At 37.5% G+C, this 11,838-nt stretch carries 10 protein-coding genes; 4 read left to right on the top strand and 6 right to left on the bottom strand.

Going from position 1 to position 11,838, the window contains the following annotated elements; translation table 11 throughout:
• Positions 1-164: 164 nt before the first annotated feature.
• The 5 genes from E1140_RS14430 to E1140_RS14410 form a co-directional block, all read right to left on the bottom strand.
• Complete coding sequence (locus tag E1140_RS14430; protein WP_221412701.1) at positions 165-992, bottom strand: hypothetical protein; 828 nt, start codon at positions 990-992, stop codon at positions 165-167.
• Positions 943-3,612 carry a triple tyrosine motif-containing protein gene (locus tag E1140_RS14425; protein WP_155185212.1) on the bottom strand — a complete coding sequence of 890 codons (2,670 nt, stop codon included), beginning with the start codon at positions 3,610-3,612 and terminating at the stop codon, positions 943-945. Before E1140_RS14425 ends, E1140_RS14430 begins: the two co-directional genes overlap by 50 nt.
• Positions 3,613-3,701: 89 nt before the next feature.
• A complete protein-coding gene (gdhA, locus tag E1140_RS14420) occupies positions 3,702-5,051 on the bottom strand; it encodes an NADP-specific glutamate dehydrogenase (protein ID WP_155185210.1) in 1,350 nt (449 codons plus the stop codon).
• 64 nt (positions 5,052-5,115) lie between these two features.
• On the bottom strand, positions 5,116-7,926 hold the full coding sequence (uvrA, locus tag E1140_RS14415; RefSeq protein WP_155185207.1) for an excinuclease ABC subunit UvrA: 2,811 nt from the start codon (positions 7,924-7,926) through the stop codon (positions 5,116-5,118).
• Between the two features lie 53 nt (positions 7,927-7,979).
• The gene (locus E1140_RS14410; RefSeq protein WP_155185204.1) at positions 7,980-8,276 is read right to left on the bottom strand and encodes a hypothetical protein; all 297 of its coding nucleotides are present in this window, start codon (positions 8,274-8,276) and stop codon (positions 7,980-7,982) included.
• Positions 8,277-8,556: 280 nt separating this feature from the next.
• On the opposite strand from E1140_RS14410, the gene E1140_RS14405 reads away from it, so the two are divergent.
• From E1140_RS14405 to E1140_RS14390, 4 genes are read left to right on the top strand one after another with little or no spacing between them, the layout of a single operon-like run.
• Entirely contained in the window at positions 8,557-9,156 is a 600-nt protein-coding gene (locus E1140_RS14405; RefSeq protein WP_155185200.1) for an RNA polymerase sigma factor, read from the top strand.
• Complete coding sequence (locus E1140_RS14400; RefSeq protein WP_155185197.1) at positions 9,131-9,367, top strand: hypothetical protein; 237 nt, start codon at positions 9,131-9,133, stop codon at positions 9,365-9,367. The genes E1140_RS14405 and E1140_RS14400 overlap by 26 nt, the downstream gene beginning before the upstream one ends.
• Positions 9,368-9,370: 3 nt before the next feature.
• Positions 9,371-10,030 (top strand): endonuclease III, encoded by a 660-nt coding sequence (gene nth / locus E1140_RS14395; protein ID WP_155185194.1) that lies wholly within the window; start codon positions 9,371-9,373, stop codon positions 10,028-10,030.
• Positions 10,027-11,202, top strand: coding sequence for a glycosyltransferase family 4 protein (locus E1140_RS14390; protein WP_155185191.1), 1,176 nt, complete (start codon positions 10,027-10,029; stop codon positions 11,200-11,202). Before nth ends, E1140_RS14390 begins: the two co-directional genes overlap by 4 nt.
• Here the strand turns inward: E1140_RS14390 and E1140_RS14385 are convergent.
• Positions 11,199-11,735 carry a DsrE family protein gene (locus E1140_RS14385; protein ID WP_155185188.1) on the bottom strand — a complete coding sequence of 179 codons (537 nt, stop codon included), beginning with the start codon at positions 11,733-11,735 and terminating at the stop codon, positions 11,199-11,201. The two genes, E1140_RS14390 and E1140_RS14385, sit on opposite strands and share 4 nt — an antisense overlap.
• Between the last annotated feature and the right edge of the window lie 103 nt (positions 11,736-11,838).

Here is an 11,838-nt window from a genome sequence, read left to right as displayed (position 1 = left end):
CCCCGTAAACGGCCTCTTCTTTTAGATAATCTAATTGGGCATTAAGGGTTTTTTGAGTTACTAAAGAAGCACCTGCATTATTAAAATGAATAACTTCATTTACCCCTGGAGTTTCTTTTCTTAACGCTGTTATGTCCAATTTAGAAACAGATTTTGAATTTCAATTATTCGCTTTTCCAATCAAAATTTTCGAAAGCGGCATCTGGCACCTGATCAAAAATCTTTACATCATGTGGACCTTTGTTGTCAGAACGATCGGCAGATAGCATCAAACCATTGTATTCTTTGTAGTTATCCCATGGCCAGACGGCTGAAGCGCTATCCTGTGATGCCTGAGCATAGTAAGACCATTGTTTGACCAGCGAATCTTTTTCGGTGATAAATACTTCATATTTGTTTTCAGGAGTATCACCCACTTCCTCAAAGGATAGTTGCAGAACATGTGCCATTTCACCTTTGGCGGTAGTATCTTCTCTCAAGTATTTAAGTGTCACACCGCTGTCTTTTAGTTTAAATGGCATTACTAACCAGTAGGAGTCATTAATCCAGATACTTTTAGCTCTGCTAACAAGATTTTTTAATGAATCAGCATCTTGAACTTCTTTGCCTTTCAAAAGCACTTTTCCAGTTTCATCATTAACATTCACAAGAAAAGTGACACTGTCTTTTGGTGAATCAATACGGACTCTTCCAGTGGCTTTGTCCCACAATAAATCTCTTCTTCCAAAGAAATTCCATTGTATAAATCTAGTCTGATCCCACTGCTTTCTACCTCCTTGAGCGGTCATAACAGCATCTGCCCATGCTATAGCTTTTACATCTGATTCTTCAGCCTTAAAACCTTCGGCAGCGGGGTTCAAATCAGAACCTTCTTCAATTGTTTCAGCATTTTCTTGTGGGGTGGTACAGCTTGCGAAGAAAGCTAAACCAACAAGAAGGATACTATTTATCTTTCTTGTTTTTAATTTGAATGAAATCGAGAATCTGGACATTTTTTTCTTTGAATAAAAATTTACGGATGATACTTTCGATGGGTAATACAATAATAGCTATCGTAATTTGGATTAAAAAATCGATAACCGGTGTACTTTGACTTGCAAATTCATTTTCAGCTACTGTTTGAATGAATTCAATAATAATAATTAAAGTAATTAAAGCTAGTAATCGACTGACGAGTCGATATTTGAAACCAAGCTTTTTTAACCTTACCGTTATGAAAAGTAACAATGCCAATGCGGAAAACTCCAAAGCATAGAACCAGGGCCTTTTCCAGTATGGCGGAATTATTTCAAATGAAATGGGTTCTACTTCTCTAACCTTGCCGAGGATATCTTTAGACCTCATTTTTAATGTGTAATTGCCTTCAGGCAGGTAGGAAAAGTTTACGATGTTATAACTTCCTGACCAATCTGACCAGTCCTTGTGGAGCCCTTCTAATTTATATTGGTATTTTATGTCTAAGATTCCAGAAAATTCAGGCTGCGCAAATTCAAACAGCAGGGAGCTGTTTTGCTGATCAAATTTCATCTTATCATAAGGCAACAGACTTTCTAAAGGGGTTTTTATTCTCTTTAAATACAACTCATAGGGGCTGATTATTTCCTTATTTGAATCTGTTAGCTTGTAGAGTTCATCATTTTCTGTAACCACCCAATAGTCACCACTATCATCAGTTGAGATATAATTGATATTCTTGAAAACGCTTAGGAGGTTTAATTTTTTTGAAGAATTACTTTCTGCAATCTTTGTCCAATTCTCACCATCAAATATCCATACTTCACCATCAGAACCGGTCAAGTATTTTTTAGCGGTAATACCATCTATTTTATCAACGGTATTCTTTTCCGGGTTGATTGAGAACCTGCCAGATTCGTTTATAAAATAGACCAGGCCGTCTTTTACTCCACCGAATGTGTTAAAGTAAAAAGGGTTGGAAATAGGATAATGCTCTGAGCCAATAATGTCATTGTTATCAAGCTCCAGGAAGTAAATTTCATCAGTTGAGGAAATCCAAATAAGCCCGTTATCATCTTCAAAAATATGCTGGATATGATCTCTGAAGTCAGAAAGCACGTCAGCCATAATACGTTCATTGGTATTTATATCATAAACCTTGAGCTCATCGGCATATGTAGCCGCTATAACCTTCGAATTTTTTTTGGCGATACTAAAAGTATGAATTGGGTCTCTGGTGATGACAATGGCTTCGTTATTTTTTATCTGATAAAGACCATCTAGCCCGGCACAAAATAGCTTGTTATCCGTAGACATGAAATGAAACACCTTGGAATTAAGGCCATCTATTTTTTTATATCGGTAACTAATAGATTTCAACTCCTGCTTTACCTTATTTCTGGTTACAGTTTTTGAAGTAGTTACAGTATTGTTTGCTGGCTCTTCTTCCTTATTACTTTTTAAAAACCCAAAAAGCCCTTTTTTTCTATTTGGCTTTTCAGCTGTGGGTACTTGTTTTGTAGTTGTTATTACTTGTTGTTCTTTATAAATAACATCCTTAAAAGCTTTCACTTTTTCAAGGAAATACAGTCCCATACTGGTGCCTACATAGAGGCTGTCATTATGATTGATAACTGATAAAATATTTCCTTCCAGGCCCTCAAACTTGTTGAAATTTCTGAAAGGAAGGCTTGGAGAGATTCTAGTAAAACCTGCACTGTGGGCAACCCAAATACCTCCATTACTATCTTCAGAAAAAGCAAAAACTTCGTTATCGGGCAGGCCAGATTGATAATTTACAATCTGCTCTATGGTTTTTCTTCTGTGGTTTATGAAGATAACTCCACCCTTGAGTGTTGAGATGGCTGACAGCGAATCATTGATCCAGATACCATCAGTAATCTCGCTGTTTTCGAGGTATGCATAGTCATCTTTGATATCTAAATTGACTACATTGCTTCCATCATATAGCTTAAGCGTGTTATTTAAAAGGCCAAAGAGGTATTGCTCCTTTTCTGGGTGTTTGGCTATAAATTCTACATTTATTCTGTCGAATTTTTTTGACAGCGTTTCCTCGAGAGAAGATTCTCCAACTTTTTGTAAGCCACTTTTCTCAGTAGAAACATAAACATCTTCTCCAAGCTCAAAAAGTTTGTACAATTCACCACTATACTTGGAGGTTATGGAGCTCGTTTCTTTGGTCTTAAGGTTATACTTTAAAATAGCTGAGTTACTTAGCCCATAAAGTAAATCACCTTGAATAGCTAGTGAGAAGATTTCTCCAATATGTTGAGTGCTGTCAATGAGTGATTCATAAACAAAGCCATTTTCTTTGTTACGAACCAATTTACCAAGACCATCGTAACCGCCAATATATATGGTTTTGTCAGCAGGGTTGTATATAAGAGAAAAGGCTGCTGATGGTGTATTGATGTGTTCCCAATTTCTTCCATCGAAACGCAATATTCCGGCACGATTTGCAATACAAATAACCCCTTTTTCGTCTTGGGCTATATCAAAATTGATGTTGTCAAGTGCTTCACTCTTATGAGAATAGTGAGTGAGAAAAAGATCACCCTTTTGACCAATTGCTAATGATACAGAAAGAGTTAAAAAAAATAGCAGAGCAATAGGTCTGAGCATACCTGAGAGGCGCATTAAAGTAGTTTTTGTCCGTAAGGTAACTACAATAACACAAAAACCTCACATGTTAATGTGAGGTTTTTAAGGACATGTAAGTTCTATGCTTAAATAATACCTTGTGCAACCATGGCGTTCGCAACTTTGACGAAGCCTGCTATGTTAGCACCGGCCTGGTAGTTACCATCCATTCCATACTCTTTGGAAGCTTGTAAACATGAGTCATGGATGCCTTTCATTATTTCTCTGAGACGTGTATCTACCTCTTCTCTTGTCCAGTAGATGCCACTATAATTCTGCACCATTTCAAGGCCTGAGGTTGCCACCCCGCCAGCATTAGAAGCTTTACCAGGAGCATAGTTCACACCAGCTTTTAATAGCTCAACAATCGCATCTGACATGGTGGGCATATTTGCGCCTTCAGCAAGAAGTTTAACACCTCCTGCAATTAGGTTTTTAGCATCTTTGATGTTGATCTCGTTTTGTGTTGCACATGGAAAAGCACAATCAGCCTTAATAGCCCACATAGGATTGTGATCTGATTTAGTATCATTAGCGAAAAACTTGGCAGATTTAAATTTGTCTGCATACTCTGAAATTCTTCCTCTTTTCTCATTTTTAAGCTCCATGATGAAATCCAGTTTCTCAGAAGAAATTCCATCCTCATCATAGATATAGCCAGAAGAATCAGAGGCTGTTACAGGTTTGGCGCCTAAAATCAGCAATTTTTTCATTGCAAATTGAGCTACGTTACCTGATCCAGAGACCAAGCAAGTTTTTCCGTTTAAGCTATCATTTTGTTCCGCAAGCATATTTTGTGCGAAGTAAACAAGCCCATAACCAGTGGCTTCAGGACGAATTAAACTTCCTCCCCAACCCTGGCCTTTGCCTGTTAATACTCCTGTAAATTCATTTTGCATTTTTTTGTAAGCTCCAAACATATAGCCAATCTCACGACCGCCAACACCAATGTCGCCAGCAGGCACATCTAACCTATGGCCAATATGCTTTGAAAGCTCAGACATAAAGGCCTGACAGAAACGCATAACTTCTCCATCAGATTTCCCTTTTGGATTAAAGTCAGAGCCTCCTTTTCCTCCACCCATAGGAAGTCCTGTTAAGGCATTTTTGAAGATTTGCTCAAAAGCCAAAAATTTCAAAATACTTGGATTAACAGAAGGGTGGAACCTTAGACCACCTTTATATGGGCCTATGGCACTGTTCATCTGAACACGATAGCCTTTATTAACCTGAACATCACCTTTATCATCAACCCAGGTAACTCTAAAACTAATTAGCCTCTCAGGCTCAGTCATTCTTTCGAAAATTTTAGCCTTTTGGTACTGAGGATTTTTCTTAATTACTTTTTCAACCGTTTCATAAACTTCTTCAACGGCCTGATGAAACTCTGACTCACCAGGGTTTCTATCAAATATAGATTTGAGTAAACTTGACATAGCTTAAATTTTGCGGCAAATATACCATTTATAGTATTTATGCAAACGTTTTAAATGCTAATAATTAAAGCTTTTGCTTTAAAAAATTAGCAGTATGGTTTCCCGAAATTTTGGCTAAAACTTCAGGTAAACCTGCAAATGAAATGTTGCCACCGGCTTCACCTCCTTCTGGGCCTAGGTCAATAATCCAGTCGGCTGACTTTATTACTTCCATATTATGCTCTATAATAATAACACTGTTTCCCTGCTCTACCAAAGCATTTACAGAATCCATTAGTTTTGAGATATCATGAAAATGCAGGCCAGTAGTTGGTTCATCGAAAATGAACAAGATATGTTCCTTGCTATCTCGGCTATGCTTGCCTAAGAAAAAGGCTAATTTGACCCTCTGAGCCTCTCCACCACTTAAACTGTTTGACGATTGACCGAGTCCAATATAGCCTAAACCAACGTCATGCAATGGCTGTATTTTATTAATAATAGATGTTTTCCCATCGAAGAAAAGAAGACTTTCCTCTACAGTTAAATTTAGTACATCAGCTATGCTTTTGCCATGATATTCTACATCTAAAACCTCTTGTTTGAAACGCTTTCCATGGCAGCTTTCACAGGTCAGGTAGATGTCTGCCATAAACTGCATTTCTATTTTAACAGATCCTTCTCCCTGACATGTTTCACACCTTCCGCCCTCTACATTGAATGAAAAATGAGATGGTTTATAGCCTCTTTGCTTAGCTAATGGCTGATCTGCATAGAGCTGTCTGATGGCATCATAGGCTTTTACATAGGTAACAGGATTAGACCTTGATGACTTACCAATCGGATTTTGGTCAACAAACTCAATTTGTGTTACTTTTTGATAGTCGCCCTCCATTTTATCAAACTTGCCAGTTGACTCTGAGACCGTTCCCAAAATCTTTCCAACGGCTGGATAAAGCAATTTTTTGATAAGCGTAGATTTTCCGGATCCGCTGACACCAGTTACTGCCGTTAATACACCAAGTGGAAATTTGACATCTATATTTTTCAGATTGTTTTCAACCCCACCATAAATATCAATGGAGTCTTTCCATTTACGTCTTTGTGCCGGTGTGTTTATTTCTTCTTTGCCAAGAAGAAAGTCTGCGGTATGGCCTGTGGCACCATTTAATTCATCAATCCTTCCCTGAAAAATTAGCTCTCCACCATGAATACCAGCATCAGGGCCAATATCGATAATCTGATCAGCAGCCTTCATCACTTCCTCCTCGTGCTCCACTACTATCACTGTGTTGCCCAAATCGCGAAGTGTTTTTAGGACTTCAACAAGCCTTTGGGTATCCCTTGGATGTAAGCCAATGCTTGGCTCATCTAAAATATACATGGAGCCTACTAAGGCACTTCCCAATGACGTGGCTAGCTTAATACGCTGAAATTCACCTCCAGAGAGGGTTGATGTCATCCTATTTAAGGTCAGGTAGCCAAGACCAACTTGTTGAATATATTCAAGCCTGTTGTTAATTTCTTTAAGCAGTCTGTTGCTTAACTTTAGCTCATATTCGTCTAATTCTAATTGATTAAAAAAGATAGCTACTTTATCAATTGGCAAAAGCACGATATCAGTTATTGACTTGTCATTGATCTTAACGTAACTAGCATCTTTTCTTAATCGTGTACCTCGGCAATCTGGACAAACAGTGCGCCCACGGTACCTTGATAAAAGTACTCTATATTGAATTTTATGGGTCTTGCTTTCAAGAAATTGAAAGAAACTATTAAGCCCTTTAAAATACTCATTCCCAGTCCATAGCAACTCTTTTTGATCCTCACTAAGCTCATTATATGGCCTGTGAATTGGAAAATCGAACCTAATACCATCCTTTAATAATGGATCGACCCATTTTTTCATGGTTTCGCTTCTCCAGGGTGCAACAGCACCTTCATAAATGGACATGCTTTTATCAGGAATTACCAAGTCTCGATCTATGCCAAGCACTTTACCAAATCCTTCGCATGTTCTACACGCACCATAAGGATTGTTGAAGCTAAATAGGTTAACTGAAGGCTCTTCGAATTTTATGTCATCGGCCTCAAATCGGTCTGAGAACTTCTTTCTTCCTTTGCCATCAATATGAATGAAACAGTCTCCTAAACCTTCAAAATAGGCTGTTTGCACTGAATCTGAAATTCGATAAACGGTATCTTCATCATTTGCATCTATTACTGCTCTGTCAATTAATATTTCAACCTGAGTATCTTTTTTGAGTTTGGTTTTTTCTTCAATTAGATCTTCTATGAACCTGGTTTCTGTGTCTATCAGAACACGAGTGTAGCCCTTACTTAGGAGGATACTTAGCTCATTTTCCAATGACCTATTTTTTGTCAGTTTAAGTGGGCAGGTTACCATTACTTTAGTGCCTTTGTCAAAGCTGTTGACATAGTTTACAACATCTGTAACAGTGTCTTTCGTGACTTTTTTTCCACTTATTGGTGAATAGGTTATGCCTACTCTGGCGAAAAGTAATTTTAGATAATCAAATATTTCCGTAGTTGTCCCTACAGTAGAACGGGGATTTCTGGTATTTACTTTTTGTTCAATTGCTATAGCTGGAGAAACACCTTTGATATAGTCTACTTCAGGCTTTTCCATTCTACCTAAAAACTGGCGGGCATAGGAGCTTAAGCTTTCGACATACATTCTTTGCCCTTCAGCAAATAGGGTGTCGAAGGCTAAAGAGGATTTTCCAGACCCTGACAAACCGGTAATGACTACCAATTTGTTTCTTGGAATGGCTACACTAAGGTTTTTAAGATTATTAACCCTTGCCTTTTTTACAATAATATATTGCTTGGGGTCAAGGGATTCAAGGGTACTATTCTCTTGTGTATCTAGCATAAACGGCTGCAAAGATACAATACTATGGATAGATAAATCAGCTAAACGCTATCTTAATCGTCATCGAAGTCTTCATCGAATGAAGCTTCATCCAAATTAGAATCTTCGTCCCTGTCATCATCTTCATCCTCATCAATATCGTAACCGCCATCATTATTTTTTGTAACGGCAATCTTAACCAGATACATTGTGTCATCAGTTTCCAGACGTACACAAAAAAACGGTTCGTTTTTTGCATTCTGCAATCTGATAAGATGATCTTCGAATCCATCAGGATAGGCTTTTTTAACTAAAGTCTTTAGCTCAGGGTCGAGATTCTCAAGGCTTTTTATGACTCGCTTTTTTTCCATGTCATTGAGATAGTAATTGTTAATTTGAGTACTTAAAGTTTATTTTAATAGTGTAAAAAACGTGCAAGACTAATTAAATATTTGGATAAAAAAATAGCTTGTATTTAATAAGTTTTAATGAAGCGAATATTCTTCGAATTAGAAAATATTTTCAAAAAGTTTTGCATGTTCGAGTTATATTTTTTTAGATTTGACTTCTTACTGTCAAAAAAATTAACCAATAACCCCAGGGAGCAACAATATGATATAGACCTCTACGTTAACTAAATTGTAAACCTTAATGGAGAAGTATAAAATCAGTGATAGTAAGTTGGTATCACTTTACAAACTTGGTAGCGAAGAGGCTTTCGAACAGTTGCTTGACAGGCACAAGTTCAGAGTTTTCACAACCATTTATTTAATTGTAAAGGATAACTATGTAGCAGAAGATTTGCTACAGGAGACTTTTATCAAAGCTATACGCACGATTAAAGAGGGGCGGTATAACGAAGAAGGTAAATTTTTGCCCTGGATTCTGAGAATTGCTCATAATCTGGCAATAGATAATTTTAGAAAAGAAAAGCGTTACCCTACAGTGATACTGGAAGATGGTAGCTCAGTATTTAATACACTGCAGTTTGCTGAAGATTCAATTGAGTCTGCACAAATAAAGCAGGATACCCATGTAAAGCTTAGGCAGTTGATTGACGAATTGCCCGATGCGCAGCGAGAGGTGCTAGTTATGAGGCATTATATGGATATGAGCTTTCAGGAGATTAGTGAGAATACGGGTGTAAGTATCAACACGGCATTGGGAAGAATGAGGTATGCTTTAATTAATCTTAGGAAGAAAATGAAACAATACAATATTGCCTATGATCAGAACATTTACCCAAGATGACGTAATCAGGTACGTTTACCACGAAACTTCTGAAGAAGAAAGCAAAGAAATAGAAAAAGCCATGCTTTGCGATGCAGAGCTACAGACAATGTACAAGGAAATCAGTGGCGTTAAAAACCGACTTGATGCAGCTCAAAAGGCTCCATCAGATATGGTAGTTAATAATATTCTCAATTACTCAAAATCTCTAAATTTGCTTTCCAATAAATAAGGAATGCAGAAGAAAGAGAGATTTGAGAATTTTGTAGCATATTTTACTGAAAACCAACCTGAGGCAGAGACGGAACTAAATTATAGTAATCCGTTCGAATTGCTTGTGGCAGTTATTCTTAGTGCTCAATGCACTGATAAAAGAATAAATGCCGTAACACCTGCTCTATTTGAAAAATTTCCTACTGCTGAACTATTGGCAGTGAGTCATTTTGACGAGGTATTTCCCCTCGTCAGATCAGTTTCCTATCCTAATAATAAATCAAAGCACCTTATTGGCATGGCCAAAATGTTGGTTGAAGATTTTAACTCTGAGATACCAGCAGATATTAAAGAACTTCAAAAACTTCCTGGTGTAGGAAGGAAAACAGCTAATGTTATTGCTTCTGTAATTTACAATCAGCCTGCTATGGCGGTTGACACACATGTTTTTAGGGTGTCAAAAAGGCTTGGACTGGTTACCCAAAATGCTAAGACACCACTTGAAGTCGAAAAGCAACTAGTCAAGTATCTTCCTGAAGATTATATTGCCAGAGCACATCACTGGCTCATATTGCATGGTAGGTATGTTTGTCTGGCAAGGACTCCGAAGTGTGAAGAATGTAAGATCAGTTATTTTTGCAGATACTTTGAAAAGAACCTTACGAAGGTCTCTAAAAAATGAGAATCTGTCTTATTCATCAATATTATAAAACACCAGAAACCGGTGGTGCTATTCGTTCCTACTACATTGCGAAGCACCTTCATGAGCAAGGGCATGACGTCACCGTTATTACAGCCAGAAACAATAAAGCCTACACAATAGAAAACGATTTAGGCTTTGAAGTACATAGCCTGCCTATTTATTATGAAAATCACCTAAGCTTTTTCAGTAGGATACATGCTTTCATATTATTTGTTTGGGCAACAAACAAGTTGTTAAAGAAGCTACCAAGGTTTGATCTTAACTATGTTATTTCAACACCATTAAGCACAGCTTTAATAGCCTTGAAGGCAAAGAAAAGATTTGGTACGCCTTTCATTTTTGAAGTTGGCGATCTATGGCCGGAGGCACCTATTCAGCTTAAGGTGATAAAAAATCCAATTCTTAAAAGCATTGCATTAAAGTTAGAGCGAAATGCTTACAGGAAAGCAGCTAAGATAGTCGCACTATCAGAAGATATTAAGTCAGCAATTCAACGGAAGGCACCAGAGCAAGAAATCGAAATTGTCACTAATTTCGCAGATATAGAATTCTTCAAACCTGAGGAAAAGAAGAATGAGTATCTTAATAAATATCAGGTTCAGAATAAGTTTGTGATTTCATATCTGGGAACTGTAGGGATGGCCAATGAGCTGGAATACCTTATTAATGTAGCAGTAGAGGCGAGATCAAATGAGCAAGTTCATTTTTTTGTAGTAGGAGGAGGAGCTCATTTCAACAAGATTAGGGCACTTGCTGAGTCGAAAGGTCTTACTAATATCACTTTTGCAGAGCAGGTTGATAAATATGAAGTCAGGAAGATTTTAAACATTACCGATGCCATTTATGTGTCTTTCAAAAACGTACCAGTGCTGGCAACGGGCAGCCCTAACAAGTTTTTTGATGGGCTGGCAGGCGGCAAGCTAATTATTATCAACTTCAAAGGCTGGATCAAGAAGAAAATTGAGCAGCATGACTGTGGTTTTTACCACGATCCCGAAAGTCCTAGAGCGTTCTTAGAACTACTCGCTCCATATATAGAGGATGAGAACAAACTTGAACAGAGTAAAATGAGAGCAAGGGAGCTCGCCACCAAGTTCTCTTTGCAAAATCAATTGCCTAAGCTTGATAAAGTTTTAGAAGGGTTCAATTAAAATTTTAGCAACGCATAGCCTTTTAACTGATGTGTAGTGACAGTGGTAAGCATAGAAGTAGCAATTTGAACTTCTTCTAACACCTCATCTGTGGCTATTCCTCTGCCTTTTAACGACTGTCCACAAACTGCAATCGTAACTCCGGCATCTGTTAAGGCTTTGATTAGCTCTTTATTGGGATTTTCCAAGCCATACTTTGCCTTATATCTTTTATCAATAGCTATGCTGTATGTTGCTTCACCATGAATAGCTACTACTACTTTCATTTTGCTGATATCCGCACCACCGACTGCATGAAGGTTTAGCATTCTTGCCACATTATTTAAAGACCAATTGAATTCTTTGACATCATCATTTCCAGTTACCAAATCAATGACTATTTTGTACTCCAGCTCAGGATCTGCCTTAATTGTGGCTTCTGGTATGTCATAAATACCACCAAAAGGTGAAACCACAGGATTTACTCTATCCTGAGAGTTGGCTATTGTAATTGATAATATTAAAAATGCAGTAAGTGAAATAAACTTATTCATGGTCTTATTATTAAAAATATTCTCTGATTTGCCAATATAGGCAATTTATACACTGAAAAACACAAAGTCTAAAGGTACTAAAAGATACCCATCGAAATATTTT

Source organism: Fulvivirga lutimaris (genome assembly GCF_009711525.1).
GTDB lineage: Bacteria > Bacteroidota > Bacteroidia > Cytophagales > Cyclobacteriaceae > Fulvivirga > Fulvivirga lutimaris.
This window is presented reverse-complemented; position numbering and strand designations above follow the sequence as displayed.